26 protein-coding genes and 1 pseudogene are annotated in these 20107 nt (G+C 60.8%); 22 read left to right on the top strand and 5 right to left on the bottom strand.

The window, feature by feature from the left end:
- Positions 1–86 precede the first annotated feature (86 nt).
- The 13 genes from tdh (at position 87) to G9X67_RS07430 (ending at position 11213) form a co-directional block, all read left to right on the top strand.
- Positions 87–1124, top strand: a complete 1038-nt coding sequence (gene tdh, locus G9X67_RS07490) for an L-threonine 3-dehydrogenase (RefSeq protein WP_138330444.1) — start codon at positions 87–89, stop codon at positions 1122–1124.
- A 9-nt stretch (positions 1125–1133) separates the two neighbouring features.
- On the top strand, positions 1134–1481 hold the full coding sequence (locus G9X67_RS07485; RefSeq protein WP_138330445.1) for a GFA family protein: 348 nt from the start codon (positions 1134–1136) through the stop codon (positions 1479–1481).
- A 467-nt stretch (positions 1482–1948) separates the two neighbouring features.
- Positions 1949–4006, top strand: a complete 2058-nt coding sequence (rpoD, locus tag G9X67_RS07480) for an RNA polymerase sigma factor RpoD (protein ID WP_018074040.1) — start codon at positions 1949–1951, stop codon at positions 4004–4006.
- 319 nt (positions 4007–4325) lie between these two features.
- Positions 4326–4619, top strand: a complete 294-nt coding sequence (locus tag G9X67_RS07475; RefSeq protein WP_003541605.1) for a GYD domain-containing protein — start codon at positions 4326–4328, stop codon at positions 4617–4619.
- Between the two features lie 175 nt (positions 4620–4794).
- Complete coding sequence (locus G9X67_RS07470) at positions 4795–5532, top strand: DUF930 domain-containing protein (protein ID WP_138330446.1); 738 nt, start codon at positions 4795–4797, stop codon at positions 5530–5532.
- Positions 5533–5567: 35 nt separating this feature from the next.
- The gene (locus G9X67_RS07465; RefSeq protein ID WP_138330447.1) at positions 5568–6716 is read left to right on the top strand and encodes a DUF930 domain-containing protein; all 1149 of its coding nucleotides are present in this window, start codon (positions 5568–5570) and stop codon (positions 6714–6716) included.
- An 84-nt stretch (positions 6717–6800) separates the two neighbouring features.
- Positions 6801–6962, top strand: a complete 162-nt coding sequence (locus G9X67_RS07460; protein ID WP_171598430.1) for a hypothetical protein — start codon at positions 6801–6803, stop codon at positions 6960–6962.
- Positions 6963–7067: 105 nt separating this feature from the next.
- Complete coding sequence (locus tag G9X67_RS07455; protein ID WP_138330448.1) at positions 7068–7865, top strand: APH(3') family aminoglycoside O-phosphotransferase; 798 nt, start codon at positions 7068–7070, stop codon at positions 7863–7865.
- A gap of 78 nt (positions 7866–7943) precedes the next feature.
- The gene (locus G9X67_RS07450) at positions 7944–8750 is read left to right on the top strand and encodes an AraC family transcriptional regulator (protein ID WP_138330449.1); all 807 of its coding nucleotides are present in this window, start codon (positions 7944–7946) and stop codon (positions 8748–8750) included.
- Positions 8751–8829: 79 nt separating this feature from the next.
- Positions 8830–9726: a DMT family transporter gene (locus tag G9X67_RS07445; RefSeq protein WP_138330450.1), complete on the top strand. Its 897-nt coding sequence runs from the start codon at positions 8830–8832 to the stop codon at positions 9724–9726.
- Between the two features lie 3 nt (positions 9727–9729).
- Entirely contained in the window at positions 9730–10422 is a 693-nt protein-coding gene (locus G9X67_RS07440) for a phenylalanine--tRNA ligase beta subunit-related protein (protein WP_138330451.1), read from the top strand.
- Between the two features lie 83 nt (positions 10423–10505).
- Entirely contained in the window at positions 10506–10904 is a 399-nt protein-coding gene (locus G9X67_RS07435; protein ID WP_138330452.1) for a DUF427 domain-containing protein, read from the top strand.
- A 75-nt stretch (positions 10905–10979) separates the two neighbouring features.
- Entirely contained in the window at positions 10980–11213 is a 234-nt protein-coding gene (locus tag G9X67_RS07430) for a hypothetical protein (RefSeq protein WP_129419781.1), read from the top strand.
- Between the two features lie 164 nt (positions 11214–11377).
- Here the strand turns inward: G9X67_RS07430 and G9X67_RS07425 are convergent, their stop codons facing one another.
- Complete coding sequence (locus tag G9X67_RS07425; protein ID WP_129419782.1) at positions 11378–11623, bottom strand: hypothetical protein; 246 nt, start codon at positions 11621–11623, stop codon at positions 11378–11380.
- 133 nt (positions 11624–11756) lie between these two features.
- Between G9X67_RS07425 and G9X67_RS07420 the strand changes: the two genes are divergently transcribed.
- From G9X67_RS07420 to G9X67_RS07410, 3 genes and pseudogenes are all read left to right on the top strand, one after another.
- Positions 11757–12476, top strand: coding sequence for a Crp/Fnr family transcriptional regulator (locus G9X67_RS07420; RefSeq protein WP_138330689.1), 720 nt, complete (start codon positions 11757–11759; stop codon positions 12474–12476).
- Between the two features lie 137 nt (positions 12477–12613).
- A pseudogene (locus G9X67_RS07415) lies at positions 12614–13835 on the top strand (MFS transporter).
- A gap of 3 nt (positions 13836–13838) precedes the next feature.
- Entirely contained in the window at positions 13839–14510 is a 672-nt protein-coding gene (locus G9X67_RS07410) for a DUF922 domain-containing protein (RefSeq protein WP_171598429.1), read from the top strand.
- 122 nt (positions 14511–14632) lie between these two features.
- On the opposite strand, the gene G9X67_RS07405 is transcribed toward G9X67_RS07410, so the two are convergent.
- Positions 14633–15319, bottom strand: coding sequence for an HAD family hydrolase (locus G9X67_RS07405; RefSeq protein ID WP_138330455.1), 687 nt, complete (start codon positions 15317–15319; stop codon positions 14633–14635).
- Between the two features lie 213 nt (positions 15320–15532).
- Between G9X67_RS07405 and G9X67_RS07400 the strand changes: the two genes are divergently transcribed.
- The 4 genes from G9X67_RS07400 to G9X67_RS07385 all read left to right on the top strand — a co-directional run bounded on the left by G9X67_RS07400 (position 15533) and on the right by G9X67_RS07385 (position 17373).
- Positions 15533–15886: a DUF1428 family protein gene (locus G9X67_RS07400; RefSeq protein WP_138330456.1), complete on the top strand. Its 354-nt coding sequence runs from the start codon at positions 15533–15535 to the stop codon at positions 15884–15886.
- 113 nt (positions 15887–15999) lie between these two features.
- Positions 16000–16422, top strand: a complete 423-nt coding sequence (locus G9X67_RS07395) for a secondary thiamine-phosphate synthase enzyme YjbQ (protein WP_138330457.1) — start codon at positions 16000–16002, stop codon at positions 16420–16422.
- A 124-nt stretch (positions 16423–16546) separates the two neighbouring features.
- Positions 16547–16852: a hypothetical protein gene (locus tag G9X67_RS07390; RefSeq protein ID WP_105006826.1), complete on the top strand. Its 306-nt coding sequence runs from the start codon at positions 16547–16549 to the stop codon at positions 16850–16852.
- Between the two features lie 176 nt (positions 16853–17028).
- Positions 17029–17373 (top strand): hypothetical protein, encoded by a 345-nt coding sequence (locus G9X67_RS07385; RefSeq protein WP_138330690.1) that lies wholly within the window; start codon positions 17029–17031, stop codon positions 17371–17373.
- Between the two features lie 146 nt (positions 17374–17519).
- Here the strand turns inward: G9X67_RS07385 and G9X67_RS07380 are convergent, their stop codons facing one another.
- Complete coding sequence (locus G9X67_RS07380) at positions 17520–18260, bottom strand: SIMPL domain-containing protein (RefSeq protein WP_138330458.1); 741 nt, start codon at positions 18258–18260, stop codon at positions 17520–17522.
- A 194-nt stretch (positions 18261–18454) separates the two neighbouring features.
- Between G9X67_RS07380 and G9X67_RS07375 the strand changes: the two genes are divergently transcribed.
- Positions 18455–18901, top strand: coding sequence for a GNAT family N-acetyltransferase (locus G9X67_RS07375; RefSeq protein ID WP_138330459.1), 447 nt, complete (start codon positions 18455–18457; stop codon positions 18899–18901).
- Between the two features lie 100 nt (positions 18902–19001).
- Here G9X67_RS07375 and G9X67_RS07370 read toward each other — a convergent pair whose 3' ends face one another.
- Positions 19002–19148, bottom strand: coding sequence for a hypothetical protein (locus G9X67_RS07370; protein WP_171598428.1), 147 nt, complete (start codon positions 19146–19148; stop codon positions 19002–19004).
- A gap of 254 nt (positions 19149–19402) precedes the next feature.
- Between G9X67_RS07370 and G9X67_RS07365 the strand changes: the two genes are divergently transcribed.
- Positions 19403–19600 (top strand): hypothetical protein, encoded by a 198-nt coding sequence (locus G9X67_RS07365; RefSeq protein ID WP_138330460.1) that lies wholly within the window; start codon positions 19403–19405, stop codon positions 19598–19600.
- A 103-nt stretch (positions 19601–19703) separates the two neighbouring features.
- On the opposite strand, the gene G9X67_RS34905 is transcribed toward G9X67_RS07365, so the two are convergent.
- Positions 19704–19898 (bottom strand): hypothetical protein, encoded by a 195-nt coding sequence (locus G9X67_RS34905; protein WP_028740691.1) that lies wholly within the window; start codon positions 19896–19898, stop codon positions 19704–19706.
- Positions 19899–20107: the final 209 nt, after the last annotated feature.

The raw sequence follows: 20107 nt of genomic DNA, 5'->3' as shown, positions 1-20107 counted from the left end.
TCATCCGCCCTACGGGCACCTTCTCCCCGCTGGGGAGAAGAGGGGATAGCAAAGTCGAGCACCAGAACAAGGGCGGGATATCGTTGATGTCGAACATGATGAAGGCGCTGGTCAAAGCGAAACCGGAAGTCGGGCTCTGGATGGAGAATGTGCCGGTGCCCGAGGTCGGGCCGAACGATGTGCTGATCCGCGTGAAGAAATCGGCGATCTGCGGCACCGACGTCCATATCTGGAACTGGGACCAGTGGGCGCAGAAGACCATTCCGGTGCCGATGGTGGTTGGCCATGAATTCTCCGGCGAGATTGCCGAGATCGGCTCGGCGGTCACCCGCTATCATGTCGGCGAGCGGGTTTCCGGCGAGGGGCATATCGTCTGCGGCAAATGCCGCAACTGCCGGGCGGGCAGGGGCCATCTCTGCCGCAACACGCTCGGTGTCGGCGTCAACCGTCCGGGCTCCTTCGGCGAGTTTGTCTGCATTCCCGAAAGCAATGTCGTGCCGATCCCGGATGATATTTCCGACGAGATCGCCGCGATCTTCGATCCGTTCGGCAATGCCGTGCACACCGCGCTCTCCTTCGATCTCGTCGGCGAGGACGTGCTTGTCACCGGCGCCGGGCCGATCGGCATCATGGGCGCGCTGGTCGCCAAGCGATCCGGCGCCCGCAAGGTCGTCATCACCGATATCAATCCGCACCGGCTGGAGCTGGCGCACAAGCTCGGCATCGATCACGTCGTCGACGCATCGAAGGAAAACCTCGCCGACGTGATGAAGGCGATCGGCATGACGGAGGGTTTCGACGTCGGGCTGGAAATGTCAGGGGCCGCACCTGCCTTCCGCGATATGATCGACAAGATGAACAATGGCGGCAAGATCGCCATCCTCGGCATCGCGCCTGCGGGCTTCGAAATCGACTGGAACAAGGTGATCTTCAAGATGCTCAATCTCAAGGGCATCTACGGCCGCGAGATGTTCGAGACCTGGTACAAGATGATCGCCTTCGTTCAGGGCGGCCTCGATCTCGCGCCCATCATCACCCACCGGATCGGCATCGACGATTTCCGCGACGGCTTCGAGGCGATGCGGTCGGGCAATTCCGGCAAGGTTGTGATGGATTGGATGTGAGGAGACGACATGCTCTATGAAGGAAGCTGCCATTGCGGCAATGTGGCTTTCGAGGTCGAAGGCGAATTCACCGAGGCGCTCGACTGCAATTGTTCGCTTTGCCGCAGGCGCGGCGGACTTCTCGCCTTCGTGCCGCGCGAGAAACTGGTGCTGACAACGCCGGAGGACAATGTCTCGACCTATACTTTCAACCGGCATGCCATTCGGCATCACTTCTGCGCCAATTGCGGCATCGCGCCGTTCGGCGAGGCCGTGGGTCCGAACGGCGCGGCCATGGCTTCGATCAATCTGCGCTGCATTCCCGCGGTCGATATCGGGGCGCTGACGGTGAAGGCGTATGACGGCGCGGCGCGTTAGCCGATATCCGTCAGGCAATGGCGAATAGTTCCTCGGCGTGACTGCAAAAATGGTGGAAACGACTGGTGCGGCGGGCAAAATATTTGCTGCCCTTGTCTTTTGTTCGCCGCATCTTAAATAAGGGTTCGCAATCGCTGCCGCGGTTCAAAGCCTGTGGATAAGGCTTTTTCCGTATTTTTGTGGGCTTTTTTTCGGGAAAAGCTTGACGAGAACAAAAAATGTGGGAATCACCGTTCGACTTGTTGAATGGTGAACTGGGTCAAGGCGGATCGCGCAACCATGGCCGGAAATCCAAGAGCAAGAAAGCTTTGCTGTCCGGTGCCGGTAATCGTGGTTAATCAGGCTTTAAATGTCATCCCGTTAGGTGGGCAAAGGTGATTCGAGGGCGGCGCGTGCGGCGCGTCAGGCCCTGAGACAACCCGTTCACCGTAGCGAGATTGGATAGCGTCAGGAAGGCGACGATATAAATGGCAACCAAGGTCAAAGAGAACGAAGACGCGGAAGTCGAACGCGACGGCGCAAGCGACGGCCCTCTTCTCGATCTTTCCGACGACGCGGTCAAGAAGATGATCAAGGCCGCCAAGAAGCGCGGCTATGTGACCATGGACGAGCTTAACGCGGTCCTGCCGTCCGAAGAAGTGACGTCCGAGCAGATCGAAGACACGATGTCGATGCTGTCCGACATGGGCATCAACGTCATCGAGGACGAGGAAGCCGAGGAAGCCGGTGCTTCCGGCGGCAGCGATGACGACGACGCCGGCGGCGACGAGGAGAGCGAAGGCGGCGAACTCGCCCCTTCGAGCGGCACGGCACTTGCGACCGCCAAGAAAAAAGAACCGACCGACCGTACCGACGATCCGGTTCGCATGTACCTGCGCGAGATGGGCTCGGTGGAGCTTCTGTCCCGCGAGGGCGAAATCGCGATCGCCAAGCGCATCGAGGCTGGCCGCGAGACGATGATCGCGGGTCTCTGCGAGAGCCCGCTGACCTTTCAGGCGCTGATCATCTGGCGCGACGAACTCAACGAAGGCACGACGCTGCTGCGCGAGATCATCGATCTCGAAACGACCTATTCCGGTCCTGAAGCCAAGGCTGCGCCGCAGTTCCAGAGCCCGGAGAAGATCGAAGCCGATCGCAAGCTCGCAGAAGAGAAGGAAAAGACCCGTCGCGCCCGCTCCGGCGACGACGACATCACCGATGTCGGCGGCGAAGGCCTGCCTCCCGAGGAGGAGGAAGAGGACGAGGACGAATCCAACCTTTCGCTGGCGGCGATGGAAGCCGAGCTTCGCCCGCAGGTGATGGAGACGCTCGATACGATCGCCGAGACCTACAAGAAGCTGCGCAAGCTGCAGGACCAGCAGGTCGAGCAGCGGCTGTCGGCTTCCGGCACGCTGTCCACTGCCCAGGAGCGCCGCTACAAGGAACTCAAAGATGAGCTCATCAAGGCCGTCAAATCTCTGTCCTTGAACCAGAACCGCATCGACGCCCTCGTCGAGCAGCTCTACGACATCAACAAGCGCCTCGTTTCCAACGAGGGCCGCCTGCTGCGTCTGGCCGAATCCTACGGCGTCAAGCGCGACTCCTTCCTGGAGCAGTATCAGGGCGCCGAACTCGATCCGAACTGGATGAAGTCGATCGGCAATCTGGCCGCTCGCGGCTGGAAGGAATTCGCCAGGGGCGAAAACACGACGATCCGCGACATTCGCCAGGAAATCCAGAATCTGGCGACCGAAACCGGTATCTCGATCTCGGAATTCCGCCGCATCGTCCATATGGTGCAGAAGGGTGAGCGCGAAGCGCGTATCGCCAAGAAGGAAATGGTCGAAGCAAACCTTCGCCTGGTCATCTCCATCGCCAAGAAGTACACGAACCGTGGCCTGCAGTTCCTCGACCTCATTCAGGAAGGCAATATCGGCCTGATGAAAGCGGTCGACAAGTTCGAATACCGCCGCGGCTACAAGTTCTCGACCTATGCGACATGGTGGATCCGTCAGGCGATCACCCGTTCGATCGCCGACCAGGCCCGCACGATCCGCATTCCGGTGCACATGATCGAGACGATCAACAAGATCGTGCGCACATCGCGCCAGATGCTGCACGAGATCGGCCGCGAGCCGACGCCGGAAGAACTGGCCGAAAAGCTCGCCATGCCGCTCGAAAAGGTCCGCAAGGTCCTGAAGATCGCCAAGGAGCCGATCTCGCTCGAAACCCCAGTTGGTGACGAAGAGGATTCGCATCTCGGCGATTTCATCGAGGACAAGAACGCGCTGCTGCCGATCGACGCCGCCATCCAGGCGAACCTGCGTGAGACGACGACCCGTGTTCTCGCCTCGCTGACGCCGCGCGAGGAACGTGTTCTGCGCATGCGCTTCGGCATCGGTATGAACACCGACCACACGCTCGAAGAAGTCGGCCAGCAGTTCTCGGTCACCCGCGAACGTATCCGCCAGATCGAGGCGAAGGCGCTGCGCAAGCTGAAGCATCCGAGCCGCTCCAGGAAGCTCAGAAGCTTCCTCGACAGCTAAGGCTTCGGCCACACCGTTCTGATTTGGAAAAGCCGGGCTTCGCGCCCGGCTTTTACTTTTCCTGATTAATACCAATGATCCCTGCGCCTTTCTTGTCCCTCCACGGTGACAAGCCTATAATCCGGCCACGGGGGAAGGCATCGATCGCAACGCGCGACCGAGGGTCGACGTATACCTGCATGACCCAGCCTCCCTAGATCCGAATAATTTTAGGCTTGACCGGCCAAAATCTGAATTTGGATCTACGCCAGAAAAATAGAGCATGACGTTGTCCGGAAAGCTCTCACACTCTTCGGCATCATGCTCTGGGAGGTGCGACATGACCACTTACATTCTTTTGATCAATTGGACGGATCAGGGCATCCGCAATGTGCGCGACTCGGCAAAACGGCTCGATGCCGCGAAGAAATTGCTCACCAGCGTCGGAGGCTCCATCAACCAATTCTACCTGACGATGGGCGGGCATGACATGGTCGCCGTCTGCGAGGCGCCCGATGACGCCGTCATGGCGCATTTTACCCTGTCGCTGGCGATGGGCGGCAATGTCCGCACTGAGACGCTGAAGGCATTCCCGGAGGCCGCCTACCGGGATCTCATCGGCTCGCTCGGGTAGCCGGAGCCGGAGATCGTCGATCTTAGATGTTGCGGAGCACTCGCTGCGCTGGCAGTGTCGCGGCGTGCTTCAATTTCCGCGGCAGGCTCCGGCCCGACTTTTCGGCAAGCTCATGATGAAAGCGCTCCTCAGTTTCATGATCGTCACCGGTCGTTCGACAGCCGCTTCCTGACCGATGGAACTGGCGGCGGACACATGGGATGACGGGATCCGGCGAGGCGCTGCGGCGTCGTTCGCACTGCATGTCATCGCGATCCTGCTTCTGCTGCTACTGCTGCCGAAGGCGGAGCCGCCGCTGCCATTGCTGGATGACGGTCTCTCGGTGGAGATCGTCCCGCAGGCCGTGGAACAGCTGAAAATGCCAGAGCCCGCCAAGCCGCCTTCGCCGGAACAGGCAAAGCCTGAGGCGGCAAAACCCGAAGCCGAGCCGGCGGCGCCGGTGACAAATAATCCGCCAGCTGCGGTAATGCCTTCTGTGGCACCGATTACTTTGCCGGTGCAAAAGCCGGCGGAATTCGTCGAGGCAAGACAGCTGTTTTCCGACAAGCTCCTTGCCGATCCACGCAGCCGCCGCGCCCGCGAGGCACTGCGTGACCTTGCCGGCAGCGAGCGCAATCTGCAGCTCTGTGATCTCGAGGCGCTGGAGCAGGTCCGCCGGGCGCAGCCGGCTATGGCGCCGGATGTGCTCGCCCCCTATGCGATGGCGGCGGAGAAGGTCAGCGGCAACAGCGTCGAGGTCAGCGGCGGCGCCTTCCGCAGCAAACGCAAGTGGTACAACATCCAGTTCAAATGTGAGCTCGATGCCGGCTCCGGCAAGGTCGCGTCCTTCGCCTTCCTCGTCGGCGATGCCATTCCCCAAGATGAATGGCAGGAGCACAATCTGGTGGCCGACGATGGCGCGGCCGACCAATAACCCTCATCGCTGCTCGATCACGCGGTTTTTTTCTTTTGTGGCTTGATGCTGCCGGCTTTAGAGACCACATCGCTGCTGTGACAGAAGAAGACGTAGAACCGGCGGAAGCGCAGCACGAAACGGGAAAGCAGCGGCCTGAAATCCGCTGGGGCGTCGTCGCGTCCGTTGCTGCGCATATTCCTATCGTTGCTCTTCTGATTTTCGGGTTGCCGAAGATCGAGCCGAAGCCTGTTGAAGACGAGAGCGTGAAGGTTGAGCTCGTTCCGCCGCCGGAGGAGAAGAAGCCAGAGCCCAAGGAAAAGCCACCGGAGCCGAAGCCACCGGAAGAGGCCAAGAAGGAGCCGCCTCCGCCACCACCACCTCCGCCTCCGCCTCCGCCGCCAAAAGCTGCGAAGGTGCCGGAAGCGCCCGTCGCTCCCCAGCCACAACGTGTCGCCCGCCCGGTCTTCGAATTTGCCGAGAAGGATTCAGCGCCGGAACACAGCGAGCGGGGTATACCGCAGCAGGCAGAAGCACCAAAACCGCCGGTCGTTGAGCCAAAACCCGAAGAAACGCCGCCTATCGAACCCCCGCAACTCCAAAAGCCTGAGGTTCCGGAGACTATGCCTGCCGCGAATCCGCTTCCTCAAGATATCGAACTTCCCGAGGTCGAGACTGCCGAGGTCAATCCGGAAAAGAACGGGCCGGCTGCCACAGGACAGGATGAGGCAAAGACGAATTTCGAGCCGGCAAAGCCGTCGACGAATTCGACGGCAACAACCTCCTCAAAGCCACCAGACGCCGAGGCTAAGGAATCGAACAAGCTCACGAAAGCGAAGACGCTATTTACCGACGACTTTGTCTCAGACCGCGCAGTCAAGATGGCGATGAACAACTTGCCCCGTTCAACGCGAGGCGGTCGGCTTTGCTGGAGCGAGCTCAGAGAACAGCTTCTTCATTCGTCTGCGGCATATGATCCCAATACTATTGAGGTGCCTCAATACGAGCTCCCGAATGGCAATTTCCTCGCGCTTAAGGGAAGCGCGTTCTATGACGGTCAGAAGTTGCACCAATTGACGTTCAGCTGCGAAGTGAATGACAACGCGACGAAGATTGTATCGTTTGAATTTGGTGTCGGGAATGTAATCCCTCAAAGTGAGTGGGCGCGCTATCACTATCCAATGGGCGACGCTGAGCATCGGTGAGCTTCACTACAAGCCACGCGCAAGGAACCGCACCTAGCCTCTTCTCATGGCCGTGATGATTCCGGTGAAGAAGAGGACAATGATATGTCGAACGAGATTGAGCATTTTTTTGAGCGTCAGGACGAAGCCGTGAGCGCGGTGTTCCTGGAGAACAAGGGTGACGAGCTGACCGATATTCTGGTGGCTGCTCTGGAAGAGGCTTTCGAAATCCTTCTCGAAGCCGCGCCCGCCGAAACCGTTCATTAAGGTCGCAGAGGCCCGTTCGGTCTGGCAATGTGTGCAGAGCGATTCCGCCGCATGCAGTGCCTCGCCTTGTCGGGATAATTCGCCAGCATCAATGGCCTAGATATCATGTCGATTTTCCAAGAGGATCAACCGCCGTCGGCGGGCGTGCTTGACGCCCGTCTGGCCGGTTACCGGTTCGAACGGGATGCGCTCGGCCGCTCCGCCGCAAGTGTCTTCCGGCTGGAAGCTCTCGGATTGCCGACGCTTTATCTGAAGGTCGAAGAGGTCGGTGATTTCGGCGAACTCGCTGACGAAGCAGCCAGGCTTCGCTGGGTCAAGGCTTCCGGTCTGTCCTGTCCTGGTGTCATTGCAGAGGATAGCGACGGTGTGCACAACCGGCTGCTGATCAGCGCGCTGCCCGGGAGTGACCTCGCCAGCGCACCGGTGCTGACGCCGCTTGCGCGGGTTGAACTGCTGGCTGCGGCACTTCTTGACCTGCATCGCCTGCCGATCACATCCTGCCCGTTCGATCATCGGCTGGAGAGGCGTATCGCGGCGGCAAGAGCGCGGGTGCAGGCCGGCATCGTCGACGAGACCGATTTTGACGAGACGCGGCTTGGAAAGAGTGCTGAGGCCTTGTTTGCCGAACTTGAGCGCCAGAGGCCGGACGGCGAGGATATCGTCGTTACCCATGGCGACGCCTGCCTGCCGAATTTCATCGCGTCGGAAGAGGGATTTTCGGGCTATATCGACTGCAGCCGGCTCGGCGTCGCCGACCGTTATCAGGATATCGCGCTCGCCTGCCGCAGCATTGCCCACAATTTCGGCGAGGCGCTGGTGCAGCCCTTCCTTGATCGCTACGGCATGCCGGCCACGGATCCGGCAAGGCTGGATTATTATCAACTGCTCGACGAGTTCTTCTAGGCAGCCCAGTCTGGCCGCCACGATTGCGTCATCTCACTGCGGCTGGCAGTATCCGGCGATCGGACCTGCGGACGGATGATGGCGAGAAAGCAGTTCAGGATGTTGCGCTCGGGGTTATCAGGCGTCGAAGCGGTGGAAGCGGAAACGCATCACAGCTTCGCGCGCCACACCCATGAGCAATTCGGCATCGGCCTGATTTCCGCCGGTGCTCAGTCATCGCTCAGCGGCCGCGGCATGGTGGAGGCCGAGGCCGGCGACATCATCACGGTCAATCCGAACGAGGTGCATGACGGCGCGCCGATCGGCGAGGGGCGGTCATGGCGCATCCTCTATTTCGATCCCGCCATCGTCACTGGTCTGTCGCGAGAGATCAGCGAAAGCGGGGCAGGGCGATCGGAAATCCCGCATCCTGTCATCCGCAATGCGGCGATCGCCGGCCGCTTCGAAACGCTGTTTGGTGCGGTGACCGGCGGCAGGGCGGCGGATGGGTTGTTCTGCGAGGAACTGCTTCTGCAACTCGTCGCCGACGTCATGCGGGAGTGCTCTGGTACCGAAGAGCGACCACTGGTGCCGGCGTCGATCCGCGTGGCGCGAGACCTGATCGACGATGATCCACTTGCCGCTGTCTCGCTCGCCGATCTCTCCAGGGAAAGCGGGCTCAGCCGCTTCCAGGTGCTGCGCGGTTTTGCCAAGGCGACCGGATTGACGCCGCATGCCTATCTCGTCCAGGCCCGCATCCATATCGCACGGCGGCTGATCGCTCAGGGCATGCCGCTTGCGGAAGCGGCCTTTGCCAGCGGCTTTGCCGACCAAAGCCACATGACGCGTGTCTTCGTGCGCAAATACGGTCTGTCGCCGCGTCTCTATGCCGGCGCCTTTCTCTGATCTCGCTAAGCCTGCAATTTCATTCAAGACCTCGACAGGCTCCTGCTGTTTTCTCGGCGCATCCAACAGGAGACGCTGAATGTCGAGGCAGGTTCAAGGGTATGTCTATCTGGCGCTGGCCATGCTGACTGTGGGAAGCACGGTCGTTGCCAGCAAACTCATCGCCTCAAGCCTGCCGCCGTTCAGCGCCACCGCATTGCGCTTCGCCATTGCCTTTCCCGTCTTTCTCGTGCTGATGTGGGCGACCGGCGCGCGGCTGCCGAAACTCTCCAGAGAGGACCGCCTCATCCTTGTCATTCAGGCCGGGGCCGGCAGCGTCGGTTATACGACGCTGCTGATCTCCGGCCTCAGCCTGACCTCGGCGGCCGATGCCGGTGTCATCATCGGCACGCTGCCGGTGGTGTCGGCCGCAATCTCCATCCTGCTGCTTCGTGAACGGCCGCAGCGTGCCCTGCTTCTTGCCGTGGCGCTTGCGACGGCAGGCGTGCTGTCGATCGCTGTCACGCCGGATGCCGCCGGAGGCTCGCTCTTGGGCAATGCGCTGATCTTCCTGGCCGTCGTCTGCGAGGGGCTGTTCATCCTGCTCAACAAAAGACTGAAGACGGAGATTGCGCCGCTTGCCCAGTCGACGCTGATGGCCGGCATCGGCTTCATCGTTGCCGTCATCCCGGCTATTTTCGAAGCGCCTTTCGCAGATGGTATTTCCGGAAGCGCTGTCGCCGCCGTCGTCTATTATGCGCTGGTGCCGACCGTCGGCGGATTTCTGCTCTGGTATGCGGGGGCGGAAAGGGTGAGCGGTACGGAAGCCGCGCTTTTCACCGCGGTTGCGCCAGTTTCCGCCGTCATGCTTGCCTTCGTCATCCTTGGAGAGCCGGTCGGGTTCAGCCAGATCGCCGGTATCGCCTGCGTGTTTGCGGCCGTGCTCGGGCTTGCCTTTGCCGGGAGCCGTACCGTGAAACTTGCCGGAGGGAGATAGACCATGCAGTTCAGCCATTCCGATGCCATATGGCAGGCCTTTCCGGAGCTTCGCGCCGGCACGCTTCATGCGGAAGGGATCGATGCGGATGCCGATGTCGAGGCGGCGATCGCAGGCTTCAGCGCGATTGCCGAGGCCCGGCTGGCCAAAGCCCAGGAAGGCGAATTCCCCGAAATCCAGGCTTGGCGGCGCGGCTTTTCCCGTATGGGGCTGAAGCCGACACAATATCGCTGCGCGTCCGAGGCGCTGCTGCGCCGCTTCCGCCAGGAACATGCGCTGCCGCGCCTGCATCCGCTCATCGATCTCTGCAATGCGGTTTCACTCGCCTTCGCCATTCCGGTCGCCGTCTTCGACAGAGATAAGATCGCCGGCGATCTCGAAGTCCGGCGAGCCAGGGGTGACGAGACCTATCTGACCTTCGCTGGCGAAATCGAACATCCGGAGCCGGACGAGGTGATCTTCGCAGACGGTGCGGGAAACGCGCATGCGCGGCGCTGGACGAACCGGCAGAGCGGGCTTTCGGCCGTGCGGGAGACGACGCGCTCGGTGCTGATTGTTGCGGAGGCCCTGCATGTTTCCGCCGGTGAGGATATGGGGAAGCTGGTCGCCACAGTTGCGGATGCGCTCGCGGGGCATTGGCCGGTGGCACCCAAAACGGCGGTGCTGAGCGTGGAATCGCCGCGTTTCGAATTCTAAACGAAGGTGGCATTCGAGGCCTTGGGCCGGCGGCATGGCCGCCCTATCTCCATGGGGCCGATATCTCCTGGAGACGAACCACCATGTCAGACAAGTCGATCAAGATTCCGGGGCCGGACCATCCGATCACGGTCGAGCACAATCCCTCCCGTGTCGTCGTCACGCTTGGCGGCAAGACCATCGCCGATACCCATGACGCACTGACGCTGCGCGAGGCCTCCTATCCGCCGGTGCAGTATATTCCGCGGAGGGATGTGGATATGTCGCTGCTTCAGCGCACCGACCACACCAGCCATTGCCCTTATAAGGGCGTTGCCTCCTATTACAGCATCATTGCGGGCGGCGACCGCTCGAAGAATGCCGTCTGGACCTACGAGGCGCCGAACGCCGCGGTCATCAACATAAAAGACCATCTCGCCTTCTATCCCGATCGCGTCGACGGCATCGAGGAAATGGCCTCTCCGGAAGCCGGCACCTTCTGACGACACGCATTGCAGCCGTTCCGGCGGAACATGTTTGCTTCCGGGCCGTTAGGGTCATCTAGCGGGGGATGTGTTGTGCCGAAATTCTACTTTCAGCTCTTCGATCGGGATGGTGCCGGGGCGACCGAGACGGGATATGATTTCGACTCTATCGAGGCTGCCAAAGCGGAGGCGCGGCGCGTTCTCGCGGAGATGGCCGCCGAAGGCCTGCCGACTGCACCATTGAATATGATGTCGGTGGAGCTCTTCGATGAAAGCCGGCGACCGCTTGCGGAAATCCGGCTGATTCTCGAGGAAATTGCGAAATAGCCACGCGGGCGTCCCGGCCTGTGAATGCCTGTCGATCGCGCCAAGCAATCGAACGACTATGTCAAATTTAATTGCCGGCTATGAAGGCGGGTCTTAGCGTCGCGCAATCGACCGAGTCGGATTGATGCGTATGTGTGACTGGCGGCAGCCCTTAACGGCCGCCGCTATCGCAAGACGTCGAGCCATTCATTGTTGAAGACGAGACTGGCAACCGTGACCGGATCGCCCTTCTCGTTGCGGACGGTGATGGCGATGGTCATGCGATCACCCGCAGGCAATTCGTCACGGGCCACATCCAGCAGGATGCGGGTCACTTCTTTTGGAATGTCTTCACGAGATCTGAGCTCGGTGCCGTGCTCATCGCGCGTGGGACCTTCCCCGTTGTGTAGATCGAAATAGTAGCGAGCCATGTTTTTTCCTGCGAGTCACAGGGAGAAATCACAGATGAAGACAATTGTTCCCGAGGCTAGGCATTGATTCTTATAGAAAATATAGGTCGCATCGAAATGGGGCCGGCTTCCAGCGATATCGGTGGGCATGCCCGTGATTGAATCCCTGCTGCTCAACCTTGGAAGCCGTGATCTGCTGTCGGCCGAAGAGGAAAGCCATCTCAGAGCGATCATCGTCAAAGACAGGTATTTTGCTGCCGGGGAGGATCTCGTCTCCGAAGGAAGCAGGCCTGGCTATAGCACGCTGCTGCTCGATGGTTTTGCGGCGCGCTACAAGGTGATGGCCGATGGCAGCCGCCAGATCACCGCACTGCATGTTGCCGGCGATTTCGTCGATCTGCATGCTTTCCCGATCAAGAAGATGGATCACGGCATCGTCGCGCTGTCGTCCTGTCATGTCGCCTTCGCCGATCATGCCGATCTCAAGGCTATCACCGAACGCATGCCGCACCTGACCCGGCTGCTCTGGCTCGACACGCTGGTCGATGGCGCCATCCACCGCGAGTGGATCGTCGCCATGGGCCGGCGCTCCAAGCGTGCCCATATCGCTCACCTCGTCTGCGAACTCTTCGTGCGGCTGCAGGTGGTGAAGCGGACGCGCGGCGCAAGCTTCCAGTTTCCGTTGACGCAGATCGAGATGGCCGACGTGCTCGGCGTCTCTGTCGTCCACCTCAACAAGACGCTGCAGGCGCTGAGGCGCGAGGGCGTGTTCACCTGGGAGAACCGGACGATCACCATCGTCGACTGGGAACGCCTGCAGGAAATCGCCGAATTCGATCCCGGCTATCTCAGCATCTTCAGGGAGCCGCGGTAGGACAGGGCTGGAGGCATCACACAATCCGGTGACGGCGCTTCATTGCGATTGACAATTCGCCCATTCGGGCAGAACACCGCTCCGATCTTGAAAACTCTCCTAAAGGCCGGCGACCGCTGCCGGCCGGTGACATCGCAATGGACATATCCCAAAGCCCGGGGAGCGTTCTTCGCCACCCCGGCTATCTGAACTTCGCTGCCTCCCGCGTCTTTTCCTCGCTTTCCTTCCAGTCCATTGGCATCGCCATGGGGTGGATGATCTACGACCAGACGCATAGCGCCTTTGCGCTCGGCCTCGTCGGCTTGTGCCAGTTTCTGCCGATGGCGGTGCTGACCTTCGTCGTCGGCCCATGTCGCCGACCGGTTCGATCGGCGGCGCATCGGACTTGTCTGCCAGTTGATCGAGGCGGTGACGGCGCTGGTGCTGGCGGTTGCCACCTGGCAGCAATGGCTGACGCCGGCCGGCATCCTTGCCGCCGTCACCGTGCTCGGCGCCGTCGTCGCCTTCGAGCGTCCGACCATGGCGGCGCTGCTGCCGAACATCGTGCCGGCCTCGATGCTGCAGAAGGCGGTCGCAACCTCGACCTCGTTGATGCAGACGGCGATGATCATCGGCCCCTCGCTCGGCGGCCTGCTTTATGGCCTCCACCCCGTTGCGCCTTTTGCTATATCCGCGCTGCTCTTTGCCGTCGCAAGCTTCAACGTCATCTCGATCCGGATGCAATGGAGCCCTGCCAAGCGTGAGCCGGTGACGCTCGCCTCGGTCTTTGCCGGCGTCTCCTTCATCCGCAGACGGCCGGTGATGCTCGGGACGATCTCGCTCGATCTCTTCGCAGTGCTGCTCGGCGGCGCGACTGCGCTGCTGCCGATGTTTGCCAGCGATATCCTGCATGCCGGTCCCTGGGGCCTCGGTTTTCTCCGCGCGGCCCCGGCGGTCGGCGCGCTTGCCATGTCGATCATGCTCGCTCGCCGGCCACTGAGCAGCAATGTCGGCCGCAAGATGCTTGCCGCCGTCGCCGTGTTCGGCGTTGCCACCATCATCTTCTCGCTCTCCACCAATATCGCGCTTTCCGTGCTGGCACTGTTCGTCATCGGCGCGTCCGATACGGTGAGTGTCGTCGTGCGCAGCTCGCTGGTGCAGCTTTTGACGCCGGACGAGATGCGTGGCCGCGTCAGCGCCGTCAACTCGCTGTTCATCGGCACCTCCAACCAGCTCGGCGAATTCGAATCCGGCATGATGGCGGCAGCCCTCGGACCCGTCGCCACCGGCGTTGTCGGCGGGCTCGGCACGATCGTCGTCGTGCTCCTGTGGATGCGGCTCTTCCCCGATCTCAGCAAGGTCAAGACGCTGCAGGGCTAGCACATGCATGACGCGTTGAAAGCGGCGACCGCTCCCGTTAGGTTCGGCCCGAAACATCATTCGGTGGGGATCGGCGTGACGAAAAGTTTTCTATCTTGCGTGCTGGCCGCGTTTTTCGCCTTAGTGCCGGCCGTAGCACTGGCCGAGTGGCAGGCGGTCGAAGAGGTGCGGCCCTATTCGATATCAGGTACCTCGGGGGCCGGGCTCTATGCATCGATCGGCGAGCGTGGGCCGAAGGCGGGCGGCTTCGGCCGGGCAATCGCGCATACCACGTTCAAGCTGACCTGGACCCGGAAATACGAACCGCAGGGCAATGCCTGCGTTATCGTGACCAACCGGCCGAAGCTCATCATCACCTATACGCTGCCGAAACCATCTGCTGAGCTGCCAGCCGCCGTGAAGAGCAGCTGGCAGGCCTTCATATCAGGCATGCAGGCGCATGAGCGGGTGCATGGCGAGACCATCAAGGAGATGGTCAAGGAGATCGAGGTGACGAGCATCGGCCTCACCGTTGCCGACGATCCCGATTGCAAGAAGATCAGGATCGAGCTGACCCGGCGCCTCGGCGAGATCTCCCAAAGACAGCGCCAGCGCGGCCGCGACTTCGACAAGATCGAAATGGGTGACGGCGGCAATATCCAGCAGCTCATCCTCAAGCTGGTGAATGGGCCCTGAGTGGGCCGAAGCGGATAACGGGCGACGTTCTCAAAGCGGTATAGCCAGAAAGCTCCGGTGCGGCTATCAGGCCGCAGCCAGATGCATGGCCATCCCCTTTCGGAGCGGGCGCTTCGTCCCTATCAAGTCTCGGTGGGTGCGTTCAGATCGCGGACAAGGGCTATCAGGTGCGGCAGCAGCTCTATTCGATACCGCGGCGAGGGCAGCGAAGCGGGCCAGGCGTTTTTCGGGCCGAAATAGACGGCATGTATGCCGGCGTTCTCTGCTCCAAGAATATCGGCCTCGGGATTGTCGCCGACGAAGAGACAGTTGTCGACGGGCAGGTCGAGACGGCCAGCAGCCAGCTCGAAAATTTCCCGTGCCGGTTTACGAAGGCCGATATCTCCTGAAATGACCACCAGGTCGAGCCCTTCGTTCAGTCCCGCCGCCGCGATTTTCGGTCGCTGCACATTGCCTTCGCCATTGCTGACGACGCCGACTAGAACGCCGGATTGCTTCAGCGCCGAAATGGTCTGTTTTGCTCCTGACATGGGAACAGCCATGCCGGGATACACTGTCTCGAAGTCGTGGAAGAGGGCCTCAGCAAGCTCGCTTGGAAGACTGAATGTCTCCGCCAGGCGCGGATAAAGATCGCGCTTTCTTACCAGGCCGGCCTTCTCCAGTTGCAGGAATTCAGCAAGGTAGTGCTGTTCCTCGACACCGTGCTCGCCAAGACGAAATCGCTGATATTGGAGCGGCAGGAAGGTGAAGACGGTAGCGGTCTTGTCGATGAGGGTTTCGTCAAGATCAAAAAGGACCGCTCTAATCATGGTGTCCCGCCCGATGCTCGCTCAAAGGATTGTTCCGCAAAGCCGGTAAAGCGGAAAACCGGATCGGGGTCAAACCTCACGAGTCGAATGGACGATCGACAGCGGCGCAATCAGAGATGAAAAGGCGGTTGAGCGCTTCGTCCCTGGACCTGCCTGGCCGCCGTCCTATCTCCTCCGCCATAACAAGGCGCAGACGCGCAGAGGAGGAGCGAGATGTCCTATGTCGATGGTTTCATCGTGGCGGTTCCGAAGGGGAATATCGAGGCCTACAAGGAATTCTCGACCTTCGCCGGCTCGATCTGGAAGGAATATGGCGCGCTCGAATATGTCGAATGCATCGGCGATGACGTGCCCTATGGCGAGCTGACCTCCTTTCCCCGCGCCGTGCAGGCGAAGGAGGATGAGGTGGTGGTGTTTTCCTGGATCGTCTACGGCTCGCGCCAGGAGCGCGACGATATCAATGCCAAGGTGATGGCCGATGCCAGGCTCAAGGGCGACCAGTGGCAGATGCCGTTCGACGGCAAGCGGATGATCTACGGCGGCTTTGAGACGCTGCTCAAGCTCTGATCGCCCGAAGCAAGCATTGACTTGCCCGGGCAAGCTTGACTTTGCCCGAGCTTGACTCGTGCCAAGCAGCGCGCCAACTCGCGAGAGATGTCATCTCGAAGCAGGAGAGCGCCTTGCCCCAGACGATCCTCACCTTGTCCACACGCGGACAGGGCCTTTACGAGTTCACCCACCAGGCGGAGGCCTTCGTCAGAGCGTCGGGGCGGGAGGAGGGGCTTCTCACCGTTTTCGTGCGCCACACCTCCTGCTCGTTGCTGATCCAGGAAAATGCCGATCCTGACGTGCGCACCGATCTCCTCGCCTTCTTCCGCCGCCTCGTGCCGCCGGCCTCCGATCCTGACATGGGCTGGGTCGTGCACAGGGCCGAGGGGCCGGACGACATGCCGGCGCATATCAAGGCGGTGCTGACGCAGGTCTCGATCAGCATTCCCGTTGCCGCTGGGCGGTTGATGCTCGGCACCTGGCAGGGCCTTTATCTTTTCGAACATCGCGACCGGCCGCACCGGCGCGAAATCGTGCTGCATCTCAGCAACTGAAACCGGTTAATCCTTGTGAATGCAAACTGAATGCCCGGTTCGAACACCATTCATTTTGCAACGTTTACTGTCGAGACAATCCCTGAAGGGAGAGCTTGGGAATACCAATCGACGGAGACACAACATGACGCATTTCCTGACCAAGGCTTCGCTTGCCGCTCTGCTCGCCCTCTGCACTATTCCGGCCACTGTTTCGACGGCGGCAGCCGCAGGGCCGCAGACGAGCTTTGTCGTCGAGGCGCAATATCATCGTCCGATCCGCGGCTGCTCGCCGATGCACGCGGTGCGCAAGGCGCGTGATTTCGGCCTGCGGAGAGCCCACATCACCCGCATGTCGCCGCGCGTCGTCGTCGTTGCCGGGCGCGACCGCCGCGGCTGGGACAGGATCACCTTCGCGAATGTCCGCGGCTGCCCGCTGATCCGGCGCTGAGGACTGCAGCCGGAGGCGCCGAAGCGGCGCTTCCGGTCTGTTTTGCCTTGACGGTGACACTTTCAGCCGTCTCTTCTCTGACCTGTATGAGTGATTCCCAAATGACGCTTCGGCGTGATGCGGACCAATGGGGAGGGCGGCTCGACCGCACCGACTTTCAAACGAAAGGTTTTTCGATGATGCAGTTTCTGGCAAAGGCGGGTCTTGCCGTCATGCTGACAGCCGGTACGCTTGCCGGCACGGTGGTCCCGGCCGCCGCCCAGTTGAATATCATTATTGGCGAGCCGGACCGTGGTCCGCCGCAGGATTACCGCCGCCCGCCTCCGGGGCAGGGCTACGGCCGGCCGTCGCGCGGTTGCGATCCGCGGCTCGCCGAAAACCTCGCCCGGGATTACGGCTTTCGCCGCACGCGCGTCGTCGACATCACGCCGCGCCGCGTGATCGTCCAGGGCTGGACGCGTCGCGGTCCCGGTGAAATGAGCTTCGGCAATGTGCGCGGTTGCCCCGCCCTGCGCCGCTAATCGTTAGAAGAAAATGCCGCCCCGTCTCCCCGATGTGGCGGCCAAGAACCGCCTTTGCCCGTCTCCCCGGATCGGCAAGGGCGGTTTTCTTTGTGAAAATCTTTTTACAGCGCCGCGCATCTGAAAAGACGCGCGGCGCTTTCATTTTACTGTTCGATCGCGAAGGTCACGGTGACGCTGACATTGTAATTGTTCTCGCCGCCCTGGACGGGAACGGCGGCGTCGGAGGCCTCCTTCATCATCGTGGCGCGATAGACCGGCTGCGGCATTGCGCGCGGCACATTCTCGTTGATCTCAAGAATGCGGCCGAGCTTGACGCCGGCGGCTTCGCTCAGCGTCTTCGCCCTCTTGACGGCATCGGCGACCGCGGCCTTGCGTGCCTCTTCGATCGCGGCGTCCGGCTTGTCGTTGGTGAACTGGATTTCGCCGCCCTGGTTGATGCCGAGGGTGACGGACTGGTCGATCACCGCGCCGAGCTTGGCGAGATCGCGCAGCCTGACGGTGACCGAATTGATGGTCTGGTAGCCGATCAGCTGCGGCGGCGGCTGCTGGCCGTCGACCGGCTGCGGATAATTGTACTGCGGCTGGATGGAAAAGCCGGAGGTCTGCAGGTCGCGCTCAGCGATGCCGCCGCTCTTCAGCGCGGCAAGCACGTCGTTCATCGCCTTGTTATTTTCGTCGAGCGCTTCGCGGGCGGTTTTCGCCTGTTTGACGACGGCGAGATTGACGATGGCCATATCGGGAGCGACGGAGGATTCGCCATCGCCGGTCACCGAAATCACCGGCTCGCGCGGCTTTGCATCCTGCGCGAAGACGGGCGCTGCAGCGGCGAGCGGCAGGGCCAGAAGGGCGGTCATCAGGACAGTTCTGGTATAGATCGGCGCCATGTTTTCATTCCTTGGTTGTTTCCCGGAACAGCTTTCTGTCGGTTGATTGTGAAGCTATTGCGGCGGAAAAGACAGGTGCATGTGTAGCGAGAGAAAAATGTCAGGGATGCCTGCATCGGAGCTTGAGCCCGAAGGACGTCTGCCGACCCCTAAGAGCCGAAACGGCTGGACCGGAACCGACGGCTCGCTATCATATGGCGATCATCGACGACGAGGAAGCAATGTTCGAAACGCTCGATCCCGTCCCGTCAGAGATCGCCACCGCGATTTCCGATGGCCTGAACGCCTTCAACGAGAGCGCTGAGATCAGACGCGAGGCCTTCGCCATCGTCTGGCGGGAAAATGGAAGGCTTATCGCCGGAATAACGGCGTCCGTTTCCTTCTCTGTTCTTTTCATCGGCAATCTGTGGGTCGAAAAATCGCTGCGCCTGAGCGGCATCGGCAGGAAGCTGATGGCGGCGGCGGAAGAAGAAGGGCGCCGCCGCGCCGCCGTCACGGCCTGCGTCGACACGCTCTCGACCCAGGCCCCGGATTTTTACCCGAAGCTCGGATATGTCGAATTCGGCAGGGTCAGCGGGCATGCGGGATGCCGGCCCGTTGACCGGATCTGGTTCCGGAAGGAATTTTCCGCCGCAACTTGATCAGAAGCCGCTGGCGGCTTCCCATCAGATATCAACTGAAATGACATTGGAGGACGTAATTGCGGGGGCAGACGAGTCGGTTGACTCGCGAATTGTCCTACTAGGCGCCGAAATCGTCCATGAAGGATGGGTGGATGGCGGGCTTGCGCTCTTCGCGTGCGTTGCGAATGCGCTGGGGAACCGCACCGAGACCTGCGACGAAGCGGGTCAGGAGATTGCGGTTGAAAAGTTTATGTATGGCACTCATGGCAGTTCACTCATTCTTTTTTTTGTTAGCCGGCAGCATATATTTTGCCCAGGCTGCCATAACAATGGGCAATTTTGCATGACAGTTATGTGACGGTGCATGGCTTGGGCGAAACTGGCCTAAAGGGCGATCACATTGGCGTTAGAAGCGGCCGCCGAGAGCGGTCGGCCGCTATAAATCCTCGTCTGTATTCGCCGTGGCATGGTAGATTGCCCGCTTGGGGTAAAACCATCCCCTCCGAAGGAGAAGCTCAGATGAACCGATTTTTCGCATTTATCGCGACCGGAACGCTGATCAGCCTTGCCTCGATCATCTCGGCCTGCACCTCCACAAGCCCCGATCAGACTTCATCGATCGGCGGTGGTTATGGCGGTTATTATGAGCGTCAGCCGCTTAATCCGGCCTGTGGGGGTGGATTCAGGCCGAGCGATGGGCGTTCTTGTAGTTATTAGGAATGTGCGCCGATCAGGCATGATGCCGCCGGACGAAGTCGCGTGATACTGGCCATCGCCGGAGGCGAACTATCGCGGCAATCAGACTTCTAATTCTCCAGCGCTAATAGCTGCACGGACGATCGTTGCCGAATCCATCGCGGCAGGCAGGCCGAAGGGCAAAGTCGGCGCTCCGAGCGGTATAGCCGACCGAACCTGTCTGCACCGAGTCGTTTGAGCTCGTGGTACACGACGATGCCGACATGGCAATCACGAAGACGGCTGCCATGGCTGCCGATAGTTTGCGAGTTTGAAGCATCTCCCCATCCCTCACTGTCCAAAATGTCCGTATAATCCCGGCAAGTAGGGCCGATGAGGCGTCCCGATAACTGTCTTTGTCGATCAAGATTTTGTCATTTGCTGAAAATCCCTTCGCCTGCACTCGCTGCCCCGATCAAGGCTGCCTCGGCCACGCTTACAGATGTCGTTTGTTTGGACAACGACGATATGGGGAGCCGCAGCCTGTCG

It is taken from the genome of Rhizobium sp. WYCCWR 11152 (assembly GCF_013087615.1).
GTDB lineage: Bacteria > Pseudomonadota > Alphaproteobacteria > Rhizobiales > Rhizobiaceae > Rhizobium > Rhizobium indicum.
Note: the sequence above shows the minus strand (reverse complement) of the source record. Positions and strands in the feature narration are given on the sequence as shown.